Origin of the sequence: Streptomyces sp. NBC_00353 (assembly GCF_036108815.1) — a bacterium.
Lineage (GTDB): Bacteria > Actinomycetota > Actinomycetes > Streptomycetales > Streptomycetaceae > Streptomyces.
Genome location: NZ_CP107985.1, coordinates 3,721,654 through 3,745,359 on the forward strand (window position 1 = coordinate 3,721,654; position 23,706 = coordinate 3,745,359).

Below are 23,706 nucleotides of genomic sequence, written 5' to 3' on the forward strand. Positions count from 1 at the left end.
GGAGAACCACCGTGAAATCTAAGGATCCCTCCGATCATGTGCCATCGACAGCTGTCACGCATCCATGCCCTGGATCTCAGACATATGTCTGAAGGGGTGGGAGAATGGCCGGGTGAAGGGCGATTACCAGGAGCTGGTCGACGAGATCTCCGCGCTGCTCGGCGCCCCCGCGACACTGGAGAACCGGGACTTCGGCCTGGTCGCCTTCGGGGCGCACGACAGCGACGACGACACGGCGATGGACCCGGTCCGCACCCGGTCGATCCTCACCCGTCGCTCCACACCCGCGGTCCGCGCCTGGTTCGAGGGCTTCGGTATCGCCCGCGCCACCGGCCCGGTCCGCATCCCCGCCGCCCCGGAGGCCGGGGTGTTCCGCGGCCGGATCTGCCTGCCGGTACGCCATCGGGGCGTCGTGCTCGGCTATGTATGGCTGCTCGACACGGACCCCGGGCCGACCGACGGACAGCTGATCGCGGCGATGGACGTGGCGGCCAGGATCGGGGCACTGCTCTCCGACGAGGCGCGGGCCGGCGCGGATCTGTCCCGGGAGTTCGGCGCGGTGCTGACGGCCGGCCGCGGCTGGCAGCGCGACATGGCGGTGGCCGCGCTGCGGGAGGCGCTGGGCCCGGACTCGGACGGGCTGCACACGGTGGTCTGTGTGACCCCGTGGCCCGACGAGACCCCGTCGGCCCGTACGGTGCCGTCCGCGGCGGCGCTGTCCACCGTCCCGTCACCGGCGGGGGCGGGCACCCTGTCGCTGGCCGCACTGATCCGGCTGCGCTCCCCCGACGTACTGGACCCGGCGACGGCGGCGGCGGACCGGCTGCGCACCGCCGCGGGACGGACCGCCACGGCCGGGGTCGCGGTCCCGCGCCGGGGCCTGCCGGAGCTGGCCGCGGCCTGGCACGAGGCCTCGGCGGCGGCCCGCGCGGCGGCTGCGGAGCCGCGCTTCGGCCCGGTCGCCGACTGGTCGGCCATCGGCCCGTACCGCCTGCTGACCGCGCTCCCCCCGACGGCGGACAGCACCCCGGACCCCGCGGTGCGCCCCCTGCTCGCCCCTTCGCACACGGACCTGGCCCGCACCGCCGAGGTGTTCCTCGACTGCGCGGGCCAGGCGAGCCGCACGGCGGCCGAACTCGGCATCCACCGCCAGACGCTGTACTACCGGCTGTCCCGGGTCGAGCAGCTCACCGGTCTGGATCTGAACGACGGCGAGGACCGGCTGCTGCTGCACTTGGCGCTGAAGAGGGCGCGGCTCTAGGGGACTGGTACATCCTCGGCGGACATCCCCTGGGGCGAGGCCGGAGAGCGGCGCCGTTCAGTGGGCCGCCCGCTCGTCCGTGCCCGCCACCTTCGCGGTGCTCAGAGCGATGCGGTTCCAGGTGTTGATCGTGAAGATCAGGGCCAGCAGTCCGGCCAGCTCGGGCTCGTCGAAGTGGGCCGCCGCGCGGGCGTAGACGTCGTCCGGGACGCCGCCGCGGGATACCAGGGTGACGGCCTCGGTGAGCGCGAGTGCCGCCTGTTCCTTCTCCGTGAAGAAGTGGGCGGCCTCCGGCCAGACGGCGACCATGTGCAGCCGCTCCTCGCTCTCACCCGCCTTGCGGGCGTCCGTGGTGTGCATGTGCAGGCAGTACGCGCACCCGTTGAGCTGGGAGGACCGGATCTGGACCAGTTCGACGAGCGCAGGGTCCAGGCCCTGCCGCGCGGCAGCGTCGAAGCCGATGAGGGCCTTGAACGCCTTCGGGGCGGCCTTGGCGAAGTTGACTCGGGCGGTTCGGGTGACTGCTTCGCTGTTCGTCATGATCACTACGCTACGGAGCCGGGCGACCTCGCGTAGGGTGCATTCCGATGTCGGAATCATGGGTCAATTCGGCGGAGCGGATCGGCAGTGACCTGCTCCTGGAGCTGGCTGGACCGGGCAGCCGCCGGTCCGTTCTCATCCGCGCGCTGCGCGACGCGGTCCGGGCGGGACGACTGCCGCCCGGCACCCGGCTGCCGCCCTACCGCTCGCTCGCCGCCGACCTCGGCCTGGCCCGTAACACCGTCGCCGACGCCTATGCCGAACTGGTCGCCGAGGGCTGGCTGACCGCCCGTCAGGGGTCCGGCACCCGGGTCGCGCACCGCGCCGCTGCCGCCGCCCCTGCCCGGATCCCTAAGAAGACGCCGTCCCGCCCGGCCGCGCCCGTGCACAACCTTCGTCAAGGACAGCCTGACGCCGCATCCTTCCCCCGTACCGCGTGGCTCGCGGCCTCCCGCCGCGCCGTGAACGGCGCGCCGAACGACGCCTTCGGCCCTGGGGATCCACAGGGTCGCATCGAGCTGCGCCGCGCGCTGTCCGGCTATCTGGCGCGCGTCCGCGGGGTGCGCTGCTCCCCCGAACGGATCGTGATCTGTTCCGGCTTCGCGCACGCCCTTCGACTGCTGTTCGGCGGCGGTGTGCTGCGCGGCCCGCTGGCGGTGGAGTCGTACGGGCTCGCATTCCACCGTTCGCTGCTGGTCGCCGCCGGGGTCCGCACGGTCCCGCTGGCGATCGACGAACACGGGGCCCGCACCGGCGAGTTGACCGGACTGCCGGGCGTACGGAGTGTGCTGCTCACCCCGGCCCACCAGTTCCCGACGGGCGGTCCACTGCACCCGGAGCGGCGTGCGGCCGTGGTCGACTGGGCCCGTACCCGCGGCGGCCTGGTCCTGGAGGACGACTACGACGGGGAGTTCCGTTACGACCGTGAGCCGGTGGGCGCCGTCCAGGGCCTCGATCCGGACCGGGTCGTCCACCTCGGCTCCGTCAGCAAGAGCCTCTCCCCCGCCATTCGCCTGGGCTGGATGGTGCTGCCCGAGCACCTCGTCGGCGCCGTTCTGGCCGCCAAGGGGGAACGCGAGGGCTGGGCGAGCGTCCTGGACCAGCTCGCGCTCGCCGACTTCATCGAATCCGGCCACTACGACCGGCACATCCGCCGGATGCGGCAGCGCTACCGGCGCCGCCGTGACCAGCTCGTCGCCGCCCTGGCTGCTCACACCCCGCACATCACGCCCACCGGCATCGCCGCCGGACTGCACGCCGTCCTGCGGCTGCCGCCCGGCACCGAACGCTCCACCGTCAAGGCCGCCGCCTGGCAGGGCCTCGGCCTGGACCCGCTCGCCGACTTCCGTCATCCGGCCGCCACCATGCGCGCCGAGGACGGCCTGGTCGTGGGCTATGCGACGCCGCCGGACCATGCGTACGGCGCGGCCCTGGAGGCGCTGTGCCGGGCCTTGCCACCGCCCGGCACCTGACCACCCGGCGGGCACTGTCACATCTCAGCCCCTCCGGCGATGGAGGACACAGCGTGGCCGCGGCCACGCAATCGCCTACGACACCCGCCCCTCCAGCACCGCCTTCAGCCCGTCCGTCAGGTCCTGCGCCGACGGCGCCGAGTCGCGGTCGATCATCCACTGCACCATCACGCCTGCCAGCAGCGCCTGGCAGAACAGCCCGGCGACCCGCGCCCGCTCCGGGTCGGTCTCCGGGTCGATGCCCAGCATGTTCTCGGCGAGCCCGTCCCGGCCTTCGCGCTGCGGGCCCGCCAGGGCCTTCTGCAGCTCGGGATCGAAGTCGACCCGGGACACGACCTCCATCTGGAGTTGCCAGACGGCACGTGTCCGTTCGTAGCTGCCGATCACCCGCTCCCACACGTCGCGGAACTGGTCGAGAGGCGCCTGGGGGGAACCGTCGCCGTTCCCGGCCCCGTCCGGCTGCTTGGTGAGCAACTCGCCCCACTCCTCCGTCACCTTGAGGAAGGCGAGGTTGAGCAGGGCCTCCTTGGAACCGTAGTGGTAACCGATGGAGGCGAGGTTGGTGCCGGAGGCCGCGACGATGTCGCGTGCCGTCGTCCGGGCGTACCCCTTCTCCAGCAGGCAGCGCTTGGCGCCTTCGAGCAGATCCTCACGGTGTCCCATGAAAGCAGCGTACCCGGCATGCAGACGTTTGTGTAAGACGCACGTCTACATGCCGGGTACGCCGGCCCGCACAGGATTTGCGATCAGTCGCTGAGGTTCACCGAGCGGGCCGAGGTCGCGCCGATCTCCTCGGCGATCTCGCTCAGGACCGCTGCCGGGACGTCGTCGTCGACGGTGAGGACGACCAGCGCCTCGCCGCCCGCGGCCGCCCGCGAGACCTGCATGCCGGCGATGTTGAGACCGGCCTCGCCGAGAATCTTGCCGACCGCGCCGACGACACCGGGACGGTCCTCGTACCGCAGGACGACCATGTGGTCGGCGAGCGCCAGGTCCACATCGTGCTCGCCGATCGCGACGATCTTCTGGAGGTGCTTGGGGCCGGCCAGCGTGCCGGAGACCGCGACCTCCTCGCCGCTCGCCAGCGTGCCGCGGACCGTCACCACATTGCGGTGGTCCGGCGACTCGGAGCTGGTGGTGAGGCGGACCTCGACACCGCGCTCCTGCGCGAAGAGCGGGGCATTGACGTAGGACACCGTCTCGTCGACGACGTCCTCGAAGACGCCCTTGAGCGCGGAGAGTTCGAGCACCTTGACGTCGTGCTGGGTGATCTCGCCGTACACCTCGACATCGAGGCGGGCCGCGACCTCACCCGCGAGCGCGGTGAAGATCCGGCCGAGCTTCTCGGCGAGCGGCAGGCCGGGACGTACGTCCTCGGCGATGACGCCGCCCTGCACGTTGACCGCGTCCGGCACGAGTTCACCGGCGAGAGCGAGACGGACGGACTTGGCGACCGCGATGCCCGCCTTCTCCTGCGCCTCGTCGGTGGAGGCGCCGAGGTGCGGGGTGCAGACGACCTGGTCGAACTGGAACAGCGGGGAGTCCGTGCAGGGTTCCTTCGCGTACACGTCGAGACCGGCGCCGGCGACGCGGCCCTCCTTGAGGGCGGAGGCGAGCGCCTCCTCGTCGACGATGCCGCCGCGCGCGGCGTTGACGATCCGCACCGAGGGCTTCACCTTGTGCAGCGCCTCGTCGCCGATCAGGCCGAGCGTCTCGGGGGTCTTCGGCAGGTGCACGGTGATGAAGTCGGAGACTTCCAGCAGCTCGTCCAGCGTGAGGAGCTTGACGCCCATCTGCGCGGCGCGAGCCGGCTGCACATAGGGGTCGTACGCGACGATCTTCATGCCGAAGGCCGACATGCGCTGCGCGACCAGCACGCCGATGCGGCCGAGGCCGACGACACCGAGGGTCTTCTCGCTCAGCTCGACGCCGGTGTACTTGGAGCGCTTCCACTCGCCGTTCTTGAGGGCGGTGTTGGCCTGCGGGATGTTGCGCGCGGTGGCGACGAGCAGACCGCAGGCCAGCTCGGCGGCGGTGACGATGTTGGACGTCGGGGCGTTGACGACCATCACGCCGGCCTTGGTGGCCGCGGAGACGTCGACGTTGTCGAGACCGACGCCCGCGCGGGCGACGACCTTCAGCTTCTTCGCGGCGGCGACGGCCTCGGCATCGACCTTGGTGGCGGAGCGCACCAGAATGGCGTCGACATCGGCGATCGCGGGGAGGAGTTCGGCGCGGTCCGCGCCGTTGCAGTGCCGGATGTCGAAATCCGGCCCCAGGGCGTCAACCGTGGCAGGCGACAGCTCTTCAGCGATGAGTACGACAGGTTTCGAGCTCACGTGAGTCCTCACAAGTCCAGTGCGGACGGCCGTCCCGACGGCCGCAGGCGGTGGAGGGGCTTGCCGCGTGGAAGACGCACGACACTGTGGGCCTGACGCGTGTATGTGTGGAGAAGTGTAGTCATGCGCGAGGGCGCATTCTGCGCCCCGATGGAAGGATCACCCACATGGGGCTGGACGACTTGTACACACGTACGGCGCCGCCTTCTTCCAGCGGTGATGCGGATGCGCCGCGGGGCGGGTCCGAAGACCCGCCCCGCGGCTGAGGACTTACGCGTCCTCGTCGTTCACCCAGCTCATGAGCTTGCGCAGCTCACGGCCGGTGGTCTCCAGCAGGTGGTCGCTGTCGGCCTTCTTGTACTCGTTGTACTTGGGCAGACCGTTGTGGTACTCGGCCATCCAGTTCTTGGCGAAGGTGCCGTCCTGGATCTCGGCGAGAACCTTCTTCATCTCGGCCTTGGTGGCGTCCGTGATGATCCGCGGGCCGGTGACGTAGTCGCCCCACTCGGCGGTCTCCGAGATCGACCAGCGCATCTTCTCCAGGCCGCCCTCGTACATCAGGTCGACGATGAGCTTCAGCTCGTGGAGGCACTCGAAGTAGGCGATCTCCGGCTGGTATCCGGCCTCGGTCAGGGTCTCGAAACCGGCCTTGACCAGAGCGGCGGTGCCACCGCAGAGGACGGCCTGCTCACCGAACAGGTCGGTCTCGGTCTCCTCGGTGAAGGTCGTCTTGATGACGCCGGCGCGGGTGCCACCGATGCCCTTCGCGTACGACAGGGCGAGCGCCAGGCCGTTGCCCGAGGCGTCCTGCTCGACGGCCACGATGCACGGGACGCCGCGACCCTCCTCGTACTGGCGGCGGACCAGGTGGCCCGGGCCCTTCGGGGCGACCATGCAGACGTCGACGTTGGCCGGCGGCTTGATGAAGTCGAACCGGATGTTCAGGCCGTGACCGAAGAACAGCGCGTCGCCGTCCTTGAGGTTGTCCTTGATGGACTCCTCGTAGACCTGGGCCTGGATCGGGTCCGGGACGAGGATCATGATGACGTCGGCCTCGGCGGCGGCCTCCGCCGGGGTCACCACGCGCAGGCCCTGCTCCTCGGCCTTGGCCTTGGACTTGGAGCCCTCGTGCAGACCGACACGGACGTCGACACCCGAGTCACGCAGCGACAGCGCGTGGGCGTGGCCCTGGCTGCCGTAGCCGATGACCGCGACCTTGCGGCCCTGGATGATGGACAGGTCGGCATCGTCGTCGTAGAACAGCTCGGCCACTGGGTCTTCTCCTTGGTGTGCAGGTGTTGCGTCCCACCGTACGGCGGGGTGCGTCAATTACGTTTTCGGGTCTCGCCATACGAGCGGCGAGAGGGGTGGCGGCTAGGCCGTACGGTCGAGGGCGCGCAGCGAACGGTCGGTGATCGAGCGCGCGCCGCGCCCTATGGCGATGGTGCCGGACTGGACGAGCTCCTTGATGCCGTACTGCTCCAGCATCTTGAGCATGGCCTCCAGCTTGTCGGCGCCGCCGGTCGCCTCGATCGTGACGGCGTCCGGGGAGACGTCCACGGTCTTGGCGCGGAACAGCTTGACGATCTCGACGATCTGGGAGCGGGTCTCGTTGTCGGCGCGGACCTTCACCAGGACGAGCTCACGCTGGATCGCAGCTGACGGCTCGAGTTCGACGATCTTCAGTACGTTGATCAGCTTGTTGAGCTGCTTGGTCACCTGCTCGAGGGGCAGGTCCTCGACACCCACGACGATGGTGATGCGCGAGATGTCGGGGTGCTCGGTGGTACCGACCGCGAGCGAGTCGATGTTGAAGCCGCGTCGGGAGAACAGGGCCGTGATCCGGGCGAGGACACCGGGCTTGTTCTCGACCAGGACGGAGAGCGTGTGCTTGGTGGACATGGAGTCGGTCTCTCTCTGTCTCTCAGTCGTCTTCGTTGTCGCCGAAGTCGGGGCGGACGCCACGGGCGGCCATGACCTCGTCGTTGGAGGTGCCGGCGGCGACCATCGGCCACACCATGGCGTCCTCGTGGACGATGAAGTCGATGACGACCGGGCGGTCGTTGATCGCGTTGGCCTCCGCGATCACCTTGTCCAGATCGGCCGGGTCCTCGCAGCGGATCGCGTAGCAGCCCATGGCCTCGGACAGCTTGACGAAGTCCGGCACGCGGGTGCCCTTCGCCGGGGCGCCCTCGGTGTCGGCGCCGGAGTGCAGCACGGTGTGGGAGTACCGCTGGTTGTAGAACAGGGTCTGCCACTGGCGGACCATCCCGAGCGCACCGTTGTTGATGATCGCGACCTTGATCGGGATGTTGTTGAGCGCGCAGGTGGTGAGTTCCTGATTGGTCATCTGGAAGCAGCCGTCGCCGTCGATCGCCCAGACCGTACGGTCCGGCATGCCGGCCTTGGCGCCCATCGCGGCCGGGACCGCGTAACCCATCGTTCCGGCGCCGCCGGAGTTCAGCCAGGTGGCGGGCTGCTCGTACTGGATGAAGTGCGAGGCCCACATCTGGTGCTGGCCGACGCCCGCCGCGAAGATCGTGTTCTCGGGGGCGAGCTCACCGATGCGCTGGATGACCTGCTGCGGGGAGAGGCTGCCGTCCTCGGGGAGGTCGTAGCCGACCGGGTAGGTGTCGCGCCAGCGGTTGAGGTCCTTCCACCAGGCGGAGTAGTCGCCGGTGTGTCCCTCGGTGTGCTCGGCCTGGACGGCCTGGACGAGGTCGGCGATGACCTCGCGGGCGTCACCGACGATCGGCACGTCGGCGGTGCGGTTCTTGCCGATCTCCGCCGGGTCGATGTCCGCGTGGACGATCTTGGCGTACGGGGCGAAGCTGTCCAGCTTGCCGGTGACGCGGTCGTCGAAGCGGGCTCCGAGGGCGACGATCAGGTCGGCCTTCTGCAGCGCGGTGACGGCGGTGACCGAACCGTGCATGCCCGGCATTCCCACGTGCAGCGGGTGGCTGTCGGGGAACGAACCGAGCGCCATCAGAGTGGTGGTGACGGGCGCTCCGGTGAGCTCGGCAAGGACCTTCAGCTCGGCAGTCGCCCCGGCCTTCATGACGCCGCCACCGACGTACAGCACCGGCCGCTTGGCCTGGGTGATGAGCTTGGCGGCCTCACGGATCTGCTTGGCGTGCGGCTTGGTGACCGGGCGGTAGCCGGGCAGGTCCTGGGTCGGCGGCCAGCTGAACGTGGTCTGCGCCTGCAGGGCGTCCTTGGCGATGTCGACGAGGACGGGGCCCGGACGGCCGGTGGAGGCGATGTGGAAGGCCTCGGCGATCGTGTGCGGGATGTCCTCGGCCCGGGTGACCAGGAAGTTGTGCTTGGTGACCGGCATCGTGATGCCGCAGATGTCGGCTTCCTGGAAGGCGTCCGTGCCGATCGCCTTGGAGGCCACCTGGCCGGTGATCGCGACCAGCGGGACGGAGTCCATGTGCGCGTCTGCGATCGGGGTGACCAGGTTGGTGGCGCCCGGACCGGAGGTGGCCATGCAGACACCGACCTTGCCGGTGGCCTGCGCGTAGCCGGTGGCGGCGTGTCCGGCGCCCTGCTCGTGACGGACCAGCACATGACGGACCCGGGTGGAGTCCATCATCGGGTCGTACGCCGGAAGGATGGCGCCGCCGGGAATGCCGAATACCGTGTCGGCCCCCACCTCCTCAAGAGACCGGATGAGGGACTGCGCACCCGTGACGTGCTCAACGGTGGCGGAGGACGATCCGCCGTTACGGGCCCGCGGCTGGGGATGATGGGCCCCGGTGGCCTGCTCGGTCATCGGCATTCTCTTCTCGAAGCTGAGGGTTTTTGCGGGGTTTTGAGGTGTGCCAGTGCAACAAAAAACCCCTCGTGCCGTGAGGCAAGCGAGGGGAGCGCGCCGGTGCGGTCTGCAGAGTGTCAACGAGGGACTCTGCTTCAGCCGACGCGCTTTCCAAGTACGAGAATTCGGGTGCGCATGGCATTGACCCTCTCTCCGACGCGCACAGCGTGTCAAGTAGGTGGGATAGGCATCTCAGAATGTGGTCCACTGAGCAGCGGAATCGAGCCGCCCGTCAGGACGGGCTGAGCAGTGGGTCCGCCCGGCACCGGGAACTCTCCGCGCACCAGCGTGCGGCGCAGACGGTACTCGTCCAGCGGTCCGGAGAAGGCCATCCCCTGGCCGTGCGTACAGCCCATGGCGCGCAGCGCGAGGACCTGTTCCGGCACGTCGACCCCGTCGGCCACCGACTGCAGGCCCAGATCGCAGGCGATCCTCAGCAGCCCACTGGTGATCTTGTTCAGTCGAGCCGATTCCACGACACCCTCGACGAGACCCCGGTCGAGTTTCAGTACGTCGATGGGGAGCCGGCGCAGCGCGTTGATCGCGGCGTAGCCACTGCCGAAGCCGTCGAGCGCGATCCGTACACCGAGCCGGCGCAGCGCGACGAGGCGCTGTTCGAGCTCGTCGAAGGAGACCCGGGGGTCGTTGTCGGAGACCTCGATCATCAGCGCCCCCGAGGGCAGGCCGTGCCGGGTGAGGAGCGCCTCGACGGAGCCGAACGGCATCGCCCTGTCCAGCAGTCTGCGGGCGGACAGCCGGACGGCAACGGCGACCTGGTGCCCGGCCCTGGCCCGGTCTGCGGCCTGCTCGACGGCCTCTTCCAGGAGCCAGCGGCCGAGCTCCGCGGTGCGGTCGCCGTCCTCGGTGACGCGGAGGAACTCGGCGGGGGTGAACAGGATGCCCTGGGCGGAGCGCCAGCGGGCCTGTGCGGCGACGGCCGCGACGGTGCCGGTGGCGAGATGGACCACGGGCTGATGGAGCAGGGCGAACTCGCCGTCCCGCAGGGCGGTGCGCAGCCGGGTCGCCAGTTCGGACCGGCGTACCACTTCGGCCTGCATCTGTGGGGCGTACAGCTCGACACGGTCCTTGCCGGCCGCCTTGGCGCGGTACATGGCGAGGTCGGCGTTGCGCATGAGGTCGGTGGGGGTGATGGCGGGCTCGGCGAAGGCGACCCCGATGGAGGCGGCGACGCGGACCTCGCCGCCGCCGATCCGGTAGGGCTGGGAGAGCGTGAGGCGCAGCCGGTCGGCGATCTCGTGGACCTGGTACTCCCGGGCGCCCTGGTTGCGCGTGCCGTCTCCGACGATGAGCGCCGCGAACTCGTCGCCGCCGAGCCGGGCCGCGGTGTCCCCGGCCCGCACGGACTCCTGGAGACGGCGGGCGGCCTGGACGAGCAGCTCGTCGCCCGCCTGGTGGCCGAGACGGTCGTTGACCGCCTTGAAGCCGTCGAGGTCGATGAAGAGCACCGCGGTGCCGGGGTCACCGGAGCGGCGGCCGCCGAGAGCCTGGCGGACCCGGTCGGTGAACAGGGCGCGGTTGGGCAGGTCGGTCAGCGGGTCGTGCTCGGCGTTGTGCTGCAACTGGGCCTGCAGCCTGACCCGTTCGGTCACGTCCCGGCTGTTGAGGATCAGCCCGCCCTGGTGGCGGTTGACGGTGGACTCGACGTTGAGCCAGTCACCGGTGCCGGATCTGAACCGGCACTCGATCCGCGTGGTGGGTTCCTCACCGGGCGGCGCGGCCAGAAACCGCCGCACCTCGTGGACCACGCGCCCCAGGTCCTCGGGATGGATGATCGAGGCGAGCTCGGCGCCGACGAGATCGTCGGCCTCCCGCCCGTAGACACCGGAGGCGGCGGGGCTGACGTACCGGAGGATGCCGGTGGGGGCGGCGATCATGATGACGTCGCTGGAGCCCTGGACCAGGGAGCGGAAGTGATTCTCCTTCTGCGCCAGCTCCTGGGTGAGCGCGATGTTGTCGACGAGCATGATGCCCTGTCGTACGACCAGGGCGAGCACCACCGTGCAGCCGGTGAAGACCACGACGCGGTCCACCCGGCGGCCCTCGATGACGTTGTAGAGAATGCCGAGGGTGCAGACGGCTGCGGCGAGATACGGCGTCAGCGCGGCCAGTGAACCGGCGATCGGACGGCTGGTGGTGCGCGGGGCCGGGCGGGGCTCGACAGCGTTGTCCCTTGTCCGGTTCGCACCCCAGGGGGCGTACGCGAGGAGCAGCGAACCGGCGAACCAGCCGGCGTCCAGCAACTGACCGGAGTGGTAGGTCTGGCGGAGCAGCGGCGAGGTGAACAGCGCGTCGCAGAGGACCGTCAGCGCGAGGGCGGCGATGGCGGTGTTCACCGCGGAGCGGTTGACGTTGGCCCGCCGGAAGTGCAGGGCGAGCACCATGGAGACCAGCACGATGTCGAGCAGTGGATAGGCCAGCGAGAGCGCCGCGCGGGCCACGCTCGCCCCTTCGGCGTCCGCGAGATGCGCGGTGCGGGCGAGCGCCAGGCTCCAGGAGAGCGTGAGGAGCGATCCGCCGATCAGCCAGGAGTCCAGCACCAGACAGACCCAACCGGCCCTGGTGACAGGGCGCTTGGCAAGGACGAGCAGCCCGACGATGGCGGGCGGCGCGAAGCAGAGGAAGAAGACGTCAGCCGGCGACGGGCTGGGCACATCGACCCCGAGCACGACCTCGTACCAGCCCCAGACGGCGTTCCCCCCGGCGGCCATCAGCGAGGAGAGCGAGAACAGCAGCCAGGCGGGCCGGAACCGGTCGCACGCGAAGCGCGCGTAGAGGAAGCAGGAGACGGCCGCGATCAGGGCAGCGGCACTGAGGCCGAAGTCGCCCATGACGAGCGCCAGCTCGGACGAGCCCCAGCCGAAGGCCGCCCCCACGGCGTAACCGCCGCAGACCAGGCCGAGAAGGATCTGCGAGACCGCCCCGGACGCCCCTCCGGCGGTCGACTGCCGGGAGAAGAACGCCCCGAAGGCGCTCGCCGGGGCGCTCACCGAGGTGTCCCCGATGCCGTCGGGCGGCTGAGGGCGCGGCACGATGGGCACCCGGGTGGTCTCCGTCGACCGCCCTGCCGCGTCGGATCGTTCGCCCATCGGCCCTGCATCGCCCGTCGCCCCCCTCGCGTTCCGCTGCCACCCCGCGCCGTCCCTTCCACGGCGCAGCCCCCATTCGGGACGATACACCAGACTCGTCACACAGGGACATAGTCCCTCTACTCTCCGTGACGATTTGGGGAGTTGTCGGCACTCTGCGCAGCAGAACGGCTTCACAGAGTGGTCAGCCGGTGGTGAGTACGACGTTCTGCACCGGCTCCCCCGCGGCGAACCGGGTGAGCTGTCCGGCCAGCAGTCGCTTGGCACGCGGCAGGAACGCCGAGGTGCTGCCGCCCACATGCGGAGTGATCAGGACGTTCGGAGCATGCCAGAGGGGGTGGCCGGCGGGCAGCGGTTCCGGGTCGGTGACATCGAGTGCCGCGCGCAGCCGCCCGGACTCGAGTTCGGACAGCAGAGCCTTGGTGTCCACGACTCCGCCCCGGGCGACGTTGACGAGCAGCGCGCCGTCCGGCATCGCGGCGAGGAAGTCGCCGCTCACCAGCCCTTGCGTGGAAGGGTTCAGCGGGGTGGACAGAATGACGATGTCGGCTTCGCGCAGCAGTGCGGGCAGGTCGTCGAGTGTGTGTACGGGGCCGCGTGCTGTTGTCCGCGCGGAGCGCGCGACGCGCGCCACCCGCGCACACTCGAAGGGCGCGAGCCGGTCCTCGATGGCGGCGCCGATCGATCCGTACCCCACGATCAGAACGGATTTGTCGGCGAGCGCCGGGTAGAAACCTGCCCGCCACTCCTCCTTGTCCTGACCGTGGACGAAGCCGGGGAAGCCGCGCAGCGAGGCGAGGATCAGAGCGAGGGCGAGCTCCGCCGTCGAGGCCTCGTGAACCCCCTTGGCGTTGCACAGCCGCACCCCGGCGGACAACCGGCCGAGCCCCGGCTGGACATGGTCGATGCCCGCCGAGAGCGTCTGGACGACCTGGACCGCCCCCATCCCGGCGAGCGGGCGGACCGCGATCTCCGGGCCCTTCATGTAGGGAACGACGTAGAACGCACAGTCCGCGGGGTCGGCGGGGAAGTCCTGCTCTCCGTCCCAGAAACGGTAGTTGAGCCCCTCGGGGAGCCCTTCGATCTCCTCGGCCGGAATCGGCAGCCATACATCGGGAGTCGTCATAGAAGTCATGGTCAGGAGGCTATGCGAAGTACGGGAGACGGCAGAGGTTACTTTGGGGTGCGGTGCGGGGTCCCGTGACGGCGGGACCGAGGGAGGGTTCGGGGAGTTGGAGCGCAGGAGTCTCGGTGCGGCGGCGCTCGCCGTGGGTGCGGTCGGGCTCGGCTGCATGCCGATGAGCTGGGCGTACAGCGCGTCGCAGCAGCACGGTGACCGTGCGTTGCGGACGGTGCACGCCGCGCTCGACGCGGGCGTCCAGCTGCTCGACACGGCGGACATGTACGGCCCCTTCACCAACGAGCTGCTGATCGGGAGGGCCCTCAAGGGGCGCCGGACCGATGCCTTCGTCTCCACCAAGTGCGGGCTGCTGGTGGGCGATCAGCACATCGTGGCCAACGGCCGTCCCGGCTATGTGCGCCGGGCCTGTGACGCGTCGCTGCGGCGGTTGCAGACCGATGTGATCGATCTGTACCAGCTGCACCGGGCCGATCCCGAGGTGCCGGTGGAGGAGACCTGGGGCGCGATGGCGGAGCTGGTCACCGCGGGCAAGGTGCGGGCGCTGGGGCTGAGCGCGGTCGGGGCGAGGGCCTCGCGCCGGCCGGGTGCGCGGATGCACGACGGAACGATCCGCCAACTGGAGCGGGTGCAGCAGGTCTTTCCGGTGAGCGCGGTCCAGGCGGAGCTTTCGGTCTGGTCGCCGGAGGCCCTCGACACGCTGCTGCCGTGGTGCGAGGCGCGGGGTGTGGGGCTGCTGGCGGCGATGCCGCTGGGCAACGGCTATCTGACGGGCACGCTGACGCCGGGCCAGGGATTCGAGCCGGACGATCTGCGGGCCAGGCATCCGCGGTTCACGGCCGAGATGATGGCGGCGAACCAGCCCGTGGTGGTGGGGCTGCGGCGGATCGCCGAACGGCACGGGGCGACTCCGGCACAGGTGGCGCTGGCGTGGGTGCTGCGCCAGGGCCCCCATGTGGTGCCGGTGCCGGGCACGAAGCGGGAGCGGTGGGCGGTGGAGAACGCGGGGGCGGCCGGGCTGGAGCTGACGGCGCAGGATCTGGCTGAGATTGCCCGGCTGCCGCGGGCGCTGGGTTCGTGGGACTGAGCGCAGAAACTCGGCGGTCATGCGGAACCCGGGGCGGGGCTGCGGTGTAAGAACAGTAGTCAGGCAGCCGTCGAAGGGATCGGTGCTGTGCGCGCTTCCGTATTCGGATCCGTAAGAGCTCTGGTGGAACGCCCACGAGGGTTTCCCGTTGCGCGCCGCGCGATGGTGACCGCGGTCGCGGTGGGCTCACTGATGATGTCGGCGGGGTGCTCGTCGAGCGACGGTTCAGGGAGCACGGGCGGTGACGCGGCGGGTACGACACACCCACCGCCCTCCTCCCCTGCTGTGTCCTCCTCGTCCTCCACCTTGCCGCCGCCGTCCTCGTTGCCGCCCGCAAAGGGCTCGGTGAAGGTGGTGTCGACGCTGACCGAGGGACTCGCCTCACCATGGGGTCTGGCGGAGCTGCCCGGCGGCGATCTTCTGGTGTCGTCGCGCGACGAGAGAACGATCACGCGGGTCGACGGGAGAACGGGGAGCAAGACGCTGCTGGGCACGGTGCCCGGGGTGTCGCCCGCCGGGGAGGGCGGGCTGCTGGGCATCGCGATCTCGCCGACGTATGCCTCGGACCATCTGGTGTACGCGTACTTCACGACCGGGTCCGACAACCGCATCGCCCGCATGCGGTACGACGAGCACGGTGACACCGGCCGGCAGCTGGGCGCGCCGCACACGGTCCTGCGGGGCATCCCGAAGGGCAACATCCACAACGGCGGCCGGATCGCCTTCGGCCCGGACCACATGCTGTATGCGGGGACGGGCGAGACGGGGAACACCGGCCTGGCGCAGGACAAGGCGTCCCTGGCAGGCAAGATCCTGCGGATGACGCCGGACGGCGAACCGGCACCGGGCAACCCCGAGCCCGGCCTGCTGATGTATTCGTACGGGCACCGCAATGTGCAGGGGCTGGCCTGGGACAGCCGGAAACAGCTGTGGGCGTCCGAATTCGGGCAGGACACGTGGGACGAGCTGAATCAGATCGTGCCCGGTGGGAATTATGGCTGGCCGAAGTACGAGGGGAAGGTCGGAACGAAGGGTTTCGTCGACCCCGTGGCACAGTGGAAGACGTCCGAGGCGTCCCCGAGCGGGATCGCCTTCGCCCAGGGCTCGATCTGGATGGCGGGCCTTCGCGGTGAGCGACTCTGGAGGATCCCGCTGTCGGAGAACCCGGACAAGGAACCTCTGGCGGCCCCGCAATCGTTCCTGAAAGGACAGTACGGCCGGCTGCGCACCGTGCTCGCGGCGGGCGGCAACAGACTCTGGCTGGTCACGAGCAACACGGACACCCGCGGCACACCGGAACCGGGAGACGACAGAGCCCTGGTGCTGGAGGTGCGGTAGCGGCTACAGCAGGCGAAAGGGCGCGAGCCGGTGTTCAACTTCTTCGAGGAACTCTTCGCCCCGGGCCGCAAGCACGCCGCGGAGGAGCAGAAACGCCTGGAGCTGACCCGGGTGGACCTGGGCGTGGGCGATCCCGGCCGGGGCCCGATAGACCTCGCGTCGGGAAAGGTGACGGTCCGCCTTCCTGAGCCGGAGGACGGGGACGAGGACGACGACGCCGCCGACGCCGACGCCGAGGACGGTCCATCAAGCTCGTCCGGCGATTGAGGACAGACGGGGCGGCGGCCCGGACCGCGCCCACACCCGCACCCGCACCCGCACCCGCACCCGCACCCGGCTATGACACCTCGCGGGCACGGTACAGGCGGAGGCGGTGGGCGAGCGCCGCGGCCTCGCCACGGCTGGAGACGCCGAGCTTGGCGAGAATGTTGGAAACGTGCACGCTTGCGGTTTTGGGTGAGATGTAGAGCTCCTCGGCAATCCTCCGGTTCGTGTGCCCGGCGGCGACGAGCCGGTGCACGTCCTGCTCGCGCCGGGTCAGCCCGAACGACTCCACTGCCGCGGCCGCCGCGTCCTGGCGCTGTTCCTCGGCCTGCTCGCGCTCCGCCGCCTTGTCCATGGTGGCGTCGTCGGCCGCGACGGTGACGGCGGTCGGGATCTCGTCGACGGAGGTGGCGAGCGTGATGCGGGCGCGGCCGGCCAGCAGCTCGATGGTCTCGGTCAGCGGACGCGCTCCGAGCCGTTCGGCGGCGCTGTGCGCGTCGCGCAGGAGGCTGGTGGCCCTGGCCCGGTCGCCGGAGGCGATGAGGAGTGCTTCGGCCCAGCGGTGGTGGACCTGCGCCAGTTCGTAGGGGCGGTACAGAGGGGCGAAGGCGGCGGCCGCACGGGACCAGTGGTCGGGGGTGTCGGTGCCCTCGGCGCGGGCCAGCTCGGCGTTGATCAGCAGACCGTAGGCGGCCCAGACCGGGACGAGCATCGGCAACTGCTTCAGGTGCTTACGGATCAGGGCAAGGACCGCCGGACGTCCGGGCTCCGTGGCGGGCAGGCCACGGGCGTCCGCCTCGGCCGTGGCGGCGATCTGGAGCAGGGGCAGCGCGTACCGCTGGGTACCGGGCGGGAAACCCAGTTCCGCCTGAGCCTCGAATGCGGCCCGCGCCTCGGCGAGGCGGCCCTGTTGTACGGCAAGGGTCATGGCGTGACGGACCGGGCTGAGGAGGTGCTGGGGCTGCGGGTCTCGGGAGCCGAAGTGGCGTTGGCTCAGCGCCAGTTGCACCTCGGCCTCGGCGAGGTCACCACGAGCGAGGGCCAGCTCGGTGCGGCATGAGGCGACGAGGCCGTGCGCCTTCCGGGACTGGGCGGCCCGGGCGGCCACGTCGATGGTGGCCTGGCTCTCGTCCCAGTGGCCGAGGGAGAAGTACGACATCGCCTGGTTGGAGCGGACCCAGGCCTCCGTGTCGGGGATGCCGTGGCGGTGGCAGACCTCGATCCCGTGGTCCGCGGCGGCCACGGCTTCCAGGGAGCGGCCCATCGCTTCGAGTGTGGAGGGGAGGTTGATGCTGGCGCGGCCCATGATGCCGACGAGGTGGAGTTCATCGGCTCGGTCGCGGACGGCGTACATCTCGGCGATGCCCTCGTCGACTGCGCCGGCGTCGGCGGTGAGCCAGCCTCGGGTGAGCCGGGCGTGCAGCTCGATGTACTCGTCGCCGACGAGTTGGGCGTACTCCACGGCCCGGTCGGCGGAGGCGAGTGTCTCGGCGCCGGGGCGGTGCAGGGCGCCCCAGCCGGCCACGCTCATGAGGACGTCGGCGTGTACGGCGGACGGCGGCAGACCTCGGACCAGGTCCTGGGCGGTGGCCAGTTCCTGCCAGCCGTCACCGCGGGTGAGTGCCTGCACCAAGTGCGAACGCTGGACCCAGAACCAGGCGGCGCGCAGCGGGTCAGCCTCGCCGTCCAGGACCCGCATGGCCTTCTTGGAGATGGCGAGGGCTCGTTCGCGGTCGCCGCCGAAGCGGGCGGCGACAGTGGCTTCGGCCATCAGGTCGAGGTAGCGCAGCGGGGTGGTGTCCGGTTCGCAGCCGCACGCCGGGTACACCTCGGCGTAGTCGATGGGGCGCAGGGTGCTGCGTATCTCGTCGGGGACGTCGTCCCACAGCTCCATGGCCCTTTCCAGAAGCCGCAGTTGCTCGGAGAAGGCGTAGCGGCGGCGGGCCTCGACGGAGGCCTTCAGCACGGCGGGGAGGGCCTTGGCCGCATCGTGTGCGCCGTACCAGTAGCTGGCGAGGCGGGTGGCGCGCTCACCGGCACGGACGAGGGTGGGGTCGGCCTCCAGCGCCTCGGCGTAGCGGCGGTTGAGCCGGGAGCGTTCGCCGGGCAGCAGGTCGTCGCTGACGGCTTCGCGGACCAACGAGTGCCGGAAGCGGTAGCCGTTGCCCTCCGGCGTGGTGAGCAGCAGGTTGGCGCCGACGGCTCCCCGCAGCGCCGCGATGAGTTCGTCCTCGGCGAGGCCGGAGACCGCGGCCAGTAGTTCGTACTCGACGGTGGAGCCGCCCTCGGCGACGATCCGGGCGATCTTCTGGGCGTCCTCCGAGAGCGCTTCGACGCGGACGAGGAGGAGGTCGCGCAGTGAGTCGGAGAGTCCGGAGCTGTCGCCGCACTCCAGGCTGCAGGCGAGCTCTTCGACGAAGAAGGCGTTGCCGTCGGACCGTTCGAATATCTCGTCGACGAGGGCGGGTTCGGGGGTGGCCGCGAGGATACCGGTGAGCTGGCGACCGACCTCGGCGCGGTTGAAGCGGGCGAGTTCGATCCGGCGGACGGTGCGGAGCCGGTCCAGTTCGGCGAGGAGCGGGCGCAGCGGGTGGCGGCGGTGGATGTCGTCGGCCCGGTAGGTGCCGATCACGACGAGGCGGCCGCTGCGCAGCGTGCGGAAGAGATAGGCGAGGAGGTGCCGGGTGGAGGCGTCGGCCCAGTGCAGGTCCTCCAGGACGAGGACGACGGGCCGGTCGGCGGAGATGCGTTCCAGCAGCCGGGCGGTGAGCTCGAAGAGGCGGGCGGTTCCGTGCTCGTCGGTGGCGTCCCGGTCGGCTTCGCCCAGTTCGGGGAGGAGCCTCGCCAGTTCGCCCTCCTGCCCGGCGCAGGCTGCGGCCATTTCGTCGGGCAGGGTGCGGCGCAGGGCGCGCAGCGCCGTGGAGAACGGGGCATACGGCAGCCCGTCGGCGCCGATCTCGACGCAGCCGCCGACGGCGACGACGGCCTCGCGTCGGCCGGCCGCTGTCAGGAATTCCTCGACCAGCCGTGTCTTGCCGACGCCCGCCTCGCCACCGATGAGCAGCGCCTGCGGTTCGCCGCCCGGGGCTCCCGGGCGGCCGGGGGGCCCGGCGGTGGCGCGGGCGAGCGCATCGGTGAGCGAGGTGAGTTCGCCTGCGCGGCCGACGAACACGGGACTGACGGACCTGGTCTCCACGCCGCCGAGCATCGCACATGGGTCCGACACAGTGGCGGTGGGAAGGGAATCGGCGCTCATCGCACGCTCGTCACGCGGCGCGGACGAACCGATTCCGGAACGTACTCACCGCCCCTTCGTCCTCCTGGCGTCCGGACCGGCGCGCGGCGCGGCGGGCCCGGCGGGCCTGCCGGACGACGCGCTCCAGCTCGGCCCTGCGGAGGAGTTCGGCTTCCTGGATCTTGTGGAGCTCGTACGCGTACATGTGCTTCTCCCGGATGACGACGGCCTGTTGAGGCCTGGTGGAGGGGCAGTCGGTGGCCGGCCCGGATCTTCCGGGCCCGGTTTCTGCCGTGCCTCTACTGTCGTCTCCCAGGGGGTGTCGCCACATCGGGCGATTTCCGCATCTCTACGGACTGGGGGCCTTAGGCGCACGCGACGGTTGCCGCATGCGGACCTAGGCCCCCCGAGTGGATGCCTTAGGGCACCGCTGGTAGTTGCGTACTGCTCAGTCGTGGCTCTCAGCCGGCGGCTGCGCTCGCCGCCGGCAGGGCGACGATGAGGTCGAAGTACATGCCGACGGAGATCAGTACGCCGAGGACGCCGAGCGCGATGCCGGCGGTCGCGACGGCGCGGACCCAGCCGGGCTGCGGGTCCTTGGCGGGTGCGCCGAAGGCCGGGCGGACCAGGGCGAAGACGCCGACGAGCAGGGCCAGCAGGGCGAAGATGCCGTTGACGAGGGCGGTGGAGTGCCAGGCGTCACCGTAGATCTCGGAGATCTGCCGGGCCACGGAGCCGCCGGAGGCGGTCTTCATCTGTCCCAGCAGGGTCTCGCGCTCGGCGACGACCCGGCCGGTCCAAGCCCCGGTGAGACCGACGATGCCGAGGCCGGTGGCGACAACGGCCTCGGCGGCCGCGGCGAGCCCCGACGGTGCCCGGTCGGAGTCGTCGTCCTCGAGGTCGTCCTCGAGGTCGTGGTCCAGGTCGGAGTCCCGGTCCGCGTCGGCGTCGAGGCCGCTGCCGTCGCTCACCGCGCGCTCGCCCTCGGCTTCGATGGCCGCCTTGTCGAGGCGGTCCGCCGCCTTCTCCCCGTGGTCGCCTTCGGCGGTGGGAGCTATGGGGGTCTTGGAAGTCGTGGGGTTCATGAGCCGCACGCTAGGCGGCCCGGATGAGAACGCCCTTAACGGCCACGGCCGGTCCGGCAGGCCCGCCCGGTTCCCCGGCCCCGCCTCAGCCCCGCTGTGCGCGCCATTCGGGCGCCAGGACGGACCATATCTCCGAGTCGTGCCTCACTCCGCGGTACGGATAGTTCTCGCGCAGCACCCCGTCGCGCGTCATCCCGAGCCGCTTCGCGACCGCCACACTGCGGGTGTTGGCGGAGGACGCCACCCACTCCACGCGGTGCATGCCGCGCTCCTCGACCGCCCAGTCGATCAGCTTCCGCACCGCCCGGGTCACCAGGCCGCGCCCCTCCCCCGCCGACTCCAGCCAGCAGCCGACCTCGCAGTTCCCGGACTCGGTGTCGAAGATCCGGAAGAGGACGCCGCCGACGAGGGTGCCGTCCAGCCAGATGCCGTACAGCCGGCCCGTGTCGGCCGCCTGCTTGTCGGCGTACCGCTGCAGCAGGGCGCGCGCCGATTCGAGGTCGGTGGCGAAGGTGGCGAAGGGGATCCACGGGTCGACGAGATCGCGCGCCCGGTCGATGTGGGCGAGGAACTCCTCCGCCTGCCAGATCTCCAGCGGGCGCAGTTCCGCACCGTCGTCACCCAGGGATACCGCGAACATCATGCTCCTTCGATGTCGGTCGATGTCGGTCTCGAGAAGTCGGTCTCAGGAGGTCCGTCCCAAGAGCTCCGTCCCAAGAGACCGCAATGAGATCTCAGTGGACGCGCTGTGCGACCGATCGGTCGTCCTCGCTGCTGCGCGCCCCGGAAATCCTCGCATGCGTCTCCCAGCACTCGGGCGGCTCGATGCTGATGCGCGGCAGCCGCCGTTCCAGCCAGCGCGGCAGCCACCAGTTCGCACCACCCAGCATGTGCATCAGGGCGGGTACCAGCAGGGTCCGCAGGACGAAGGCGTCGAGCGCCACCGCCGCCGCGAGCGCGATGCCGAACATCGCGATGACCCGGTCCCCGCTGAGCACGAAGGCGAGGAAGACCGAGATCATGATCACCGCGGCGGAGTTGATCACCCGGCTGGTCTCGGCGAGGCCGACCCGGACCGCCCGCCGGTTGTCGCCGGTCTCCAGCCACTCCTCGTACATCCGGCCGACCAGGAACACCTGATAGTCCATGGAGAGCCCGAAGAGCACGGACACCATGATCACCGGCAGGAAGGGTTCGATGGGGCCTGCGCTGCCGAGTCCGAGCAGTTCGCTCCCCCACCCCCACTGGAAGATCGCGATGACGACCCCGAACGAGGAGGCGACGGCGGCCACGTTCATCGCGGCCGCCTTCAGCGGAATGCCGATCGACCGGAAGGCCAGCAGGAGAAGCAGACAGCCGAGCCCTATGACGACCCCGATGAAGAGCGGAAGTCTGCCGATGATGATCTGTGCGAAGTCGTCGTAGCCGGCTGTCACCCCGCCGACATGGGCCCGGAGCGAGGTGTTCTCCTCGGCGTGCGGCAGGACGTCCGTGCGCAGCCGGTCGACGAGGGCACTCGTCTGCTGGGACTGCGGCGACGACGTCGGGACGACGGTGACGAACGCCGCGTCGCCGCTGTTGTTGTACGTGACGGGGCTGACCGATGCCACGCCGTCGGTGTCCCGCAGTGTGGCGGGCAGTGCGTCCATCGCGAGCCGGTCGTCGGCGCCGTCGAGCTGTGCGGCGATCGTCAGCGGACCGTTGACACCGGGCCCGAAACCATCGGCCAGCAGGTCGTACGCCTGCCGGGTGGTCGACGACGAGGCGTTGTTGCCCTGGTCGGAGGTGCCCAGATGCAGTGAGAACGTCGGCAGTGCGAGGACCAGCATCACTGCGGCGGCGGCCACGCCGAGCAGTTTGGGGTGACGTTCGACGAAGGCGGACCAGCGCGCGGCGAAGCCGGTGGGCAGTTCGGGCTGCGGTCCCTGCTCGGCGAGCTGTCTGCGTTCGCGCCGGCTCAGTGCCCGCATCCCGATGAACGACAGCAGTGCGGGCAGCAGCGTCACCGAGGCGGCGACGGTCAGCACGACGGTGAGCGACGCGGCGACGGCGACGCCGTTGAGGAACCCGAGCTGCAGGATCAGCATGCCGAGCAGCGCGATACAGACGGTGGCCCCGGCGAAGACGACGGCACGCCCCGTCGTCGTGACGGCGTTCTGCGCCGCCTCGGCGACCGGCAGACCGCGCCGCAGCCCTCTGCGGTGCCGGGTGACGATGAACAGGGCGTAGTCGATGCCGACGCCGAGCCCGATCAGCATGCCCAGCATGGGGGCGAAGTCGGCGACGGTCATCAGGTGCCCGAGCAGCACGATGCCCGCGTACGCCGTTCCGACCGAGACGAGGGCGGTGGCGACGGGCAACAGGCTGGCGGCGAGCGAACCGAAGGCGAGGAAGAGTACGACCGCGGCGACGACCACCCCGATGACCTCGCTGAGGTGGGCGGACGACGCTTCGGTGAGGGCGGCCACGGAGCCGCCCACCTCCACCTGGAGCCCGTCACCCGCGGCTGCCTTCGCGGTGTCGACGACGGTCCGGGCCTGCTGCACCGGGATGTCGTCGGCCTGCTGGTCGAAGGTGATCGTGGCGTAGGCGGTGTGTCCGTCCGCGCTGATCTGCCCGATGCCGGAGGCCCCGTAGGGCCCGGTGACGTCTCCGACGCCCGGCACCTCCTCGATCGCGTGCAGTGTCCGCGTCATCGTCTGCACGACGTCGGTGGCCCGGACGGTGGATCCGGTGGTGTGCCAGACGACGGTGTCGGTGTCGCCGCCGAGGTCCGTGAAGCCGCCCTGGAGCAGCTGGGTGGCCCGGCCCGACTCCGTGCCGGGCACCTCGTAGTCGTTGGAGTAAGCGGAACCCGCCGTGCCCGCCGCGGTGGCCGCGCCGCCGAGGGCGAGCAACCAGATGAGGACAGCGAGGAGACGGTGCGTGATGCACCAGCGGGCGATGGCAGCCAACGGACGCGCTCCCTGGTGGTTCGTGGATCTTCATCGGGAGATCTGATGAACAGCCCGCAAAGAACACAT

General features: G+C 70.5%; 18 protein-coding genes. 5 read left to right on the forward strand and 13 right to left on the reverse strand.

Annotated elements, in window-relative coordinates:
* Nucleotides 1–112: 112 nt before the first annotated feature.
* Nucleotides 113–1,261: a PucR family transcriptional regulator gene (locus OHA88_RS16865; RefSeq protein WP_328626142.1), complete on the forward strand. Its 1,149-nt coding sequence runs from the start codon at nucleotides 113–115 to the stop codon at nucleotides 1,259–1,261.
* A gap of 57 nt (nucleotides 1,262–1,318) precedes the next feature.
* Here the strand turns inward: OHA88_RS16865 and OHA88_RS16870 are convergent, their stop codons facing one another.
* Nucleotides 1,319–1,801 carry a carboxymuconolactone decarboxylase family protein gene (locus OHA88_RS16870; protein WP_267001532.1) on the reverse strand — a complete coding sequence of 161 codons (483 nt, stop codon included), beginning with the start codon at nucleotides 1,799–1,801 and terminating at the stop codon, nucleotides 1,319–1,321.
* A gap of 47 nt (nucleotides 1,802–1,848) precedes the next feature.
* On the opposite strand from OHA88_RS16870, the gene pdxR reads away from it, so the two are divergent.
* Nucleotides 1,849–3,273: a MocR-like pyridoxine biosynthesis transcription factor PdxR gene (gene pdxR / locus OHA88_RS16875; RefSeq protein ID WP_328626143.1), complete on the forward strand. Its 1,425-nt coding sequence runs from the start codon at nucleotides 1,849–1,851 to the stop codon at nucleotides 3,271–3,273.
* 75 nt (nucleotides 3,274–3,348) lie between these two features.
* Here the strand turns inward: pdxR and OHA88_RS16880 are convergent, their stop codons facing one another.
* The 7 genes from OHA88_RS16880 to OHA88_RS16910 form a co-directional block, all read right to left on the reverse strand.
* The gene (locus OHA88_RS16880) at nucleotides 3,349–3,936 is read right to left on the reverse strand and encodes a TetR/AcrR family transcriptional regulator (RefSeq protein ID WP_328626144.1); all 588 of its coding nucleotides are present in this window, start codon (nucleotides 3,934–3,936) and stop codon (nucleotides 3,349–3,351) included.
* Nucleotides 3,937–4,019: 83 nt separating this feature from the next.
* Nucleotides 4,020–5,612, reverse strand: coding sequence for a phosphoglycerate dehydrogenase (gene serA, locus OHA88_RS16885; protein ID WP_267001538.1), 1,593 nt, complete (start codon nucleotides 5,610–5,612; stop codon nucleotides 4,020–4,022).
* A gap of 270 nt (nucleotides 5,613–5,882) precedes the next feature.
* Entirely contained in the window at nucleotides 5,883–6,884 is a 1,002-nt protein-coding gene (gene ilvC / locus OHA88_RS16890; RefSeq protein WP_093772369.1) for a ketol-acid reductoisomerase, read from the reverse strand.
* Nucleotides 6,885–6,986: 102 nt separating this feature from the next.
* On the reverse strand, nucleotides 6,987–7,514 hold the full coding sequence (ilvN, locus tag OHA88_RS16895) for an acetolactate synthase small subunit (RefSeq protein ID WP_030928848.1): 528 nt from the start codon (nucleotides 7,512–7,514) through the stop codon (nucleotides 6,987–6,989).
* A gap of 22 nt (nucleotides 7,515–7,536) precedes the next feature.
* A complete protein-coding gene (locus OHA88_RS16900) occupies nucleotides 7,537–9,393 on the reverse strand; it encodes an acetolactate synthase large subunit (protein WP_267001542.1) in 1,857 nt (618 codons plus the stop codon).
* A 206-nt stretch (nucleotides 9,394–9,599) separates the two neighbouring features.
* Complete coding sequence (locus OHA88_RS16905; protein ID WP_328626145.1) at nucleotides 9,600–12,536, reverse strand: putative bifunctional diguanylate cyclase/phosphodiesterase; 2,937 nt, start codon at nucleotides 12,534–12,536, stop codon at nucleotides 9,600–9,602.
* 184 nt (nucleotides 12,537–12,720) lie between these two features.
* Nucleotides 12,721–13,671, reverse strand: a complete 951-nt coding sequence (locus OHA88_RS16910) for a 2-hydroxyacid dehydrogenase (RefSeq protein WP_267001544.1) — start codon at nucleotides 13,669–13,671, stop codon at nucleotides 12,721–12,723.
* A gap of 133 nt (nucleotides 13,672–13,804) precedes the next feature.
* On the opposite strand from OHA88_RS16910, the gene OHA88_RS16915 reads away from it, so the two are divergent.
* From OHA88_RS16915 to OHA88_RS16925, 3 genes are all read left to right on the forward strand, one after another.
* Nucleotides 13,805–14,761 (forward strand): aldo/keto reductase, encoded by a 957-nt coding sequence (locus OHA88_RS16915; protein WP_328629707.1) that lies wholly within the window; start codon nucleotides 13,805–13,807, stop codon nucleotides 14,759–14,761.
* Nucleotides 14,762–14,848: 87 nt separating this feature from the next.
* Nucleotides 14,849–16,099 (forward strand): PQQ-dependent sugar dehydrogenase, encoded by a 1,251-nt coding sequence (locus OHA88_RS16920; protein ID WP_443044238.1) that lies wholly within the window; start codon nucleotides 14,849–14,851, stop codon nucleotides 16,097–16,099.
* Nucleotides 16,100–16,129: 30 nt separating this feature from the next.
* Nucleotides 16,130–16,366 (forward strand): DUF6191 domain-containing protein, encoded by a 237-nt coding sequence (locus tag OHA88_RS16925; RefSeq protein WP_328626146.1) that lies wholly within the window; start codon nucleotides 16,130–16,132, stop codon nucleotides 16,364–16,366.
* A 70-nt stretch (nucleotides 16,367–16,436) separates the two neighbouring features.
* Here the strand turns inward: OHA88_RS16925 and OHA88_RS16930 are convergent, their stop codons facing one another.
* The 5 genes from OHA88_RS16930 to OHA88_RS16950 form a co-directional block, all read right to left on the reverse strand.
* Entirely contained in the window at nucleotides 16,437–19,571 is a 3,135-nt protein-coding gene (locus OHA88_RS16930) for a helix-turn-helix transcriptional regulator (RefSeq protein ID WP_328629709.1), read from the reverse strand.
* A gap of 58 nt (nucleotides 19,572–19,629) precedes the next feature.
* Complete coding sequence (locus OHA88_RS16935) at nucleotides 19,630–19,803, reverse strand: hypothetical protein (RefSeq protein WP_267001550.1); 174 nt, start codon at nucleotides 19,801–19,803, stop codon at nucleotides 19,630–19,632.
* 256 nt (nucleotides 19,804–20,059) lie between these two features.
* Nucleotides 20,060–20,683: a hypothetical protein gene (locus OHA88_RS16940; RefSeq protein WP_328626147.1), complete on the reverse strand. Its 624-nt coding sequence runs from the start codon at nucleotides 20,681–20,683 to the stop codon at nucleotides 20,060–20,062.
* Nucleotides 20,684–20,768: 85 nt separating this feature from the next.
* Nucleotides 20,769–21,323 (reverse strand): GNAT family N-acetyltransferase, encoded by a 555-nt coding sequence (locus OHA88_RS16945; RefSeq protein ID WP_267007943.1) that lies wholly within the window; start codon nucleotides 21,321–21,323, stop codon nucleotides 20,769–20,771.
* Between the two features lie 94 nt (nucleotides 21,324–21,417).
* A complete protein-coding gene (locus OHA88_RS16950) occupies nucleotides 21,418–23,637 on the reverse strand; it encodes an MMPL family transporter (protein WP_328626148.1) in 2,220 nt (739 codons plus the stop codon).
* Nucleotides 23,638–23,706 lie beyond the last annotated feature (69 nt).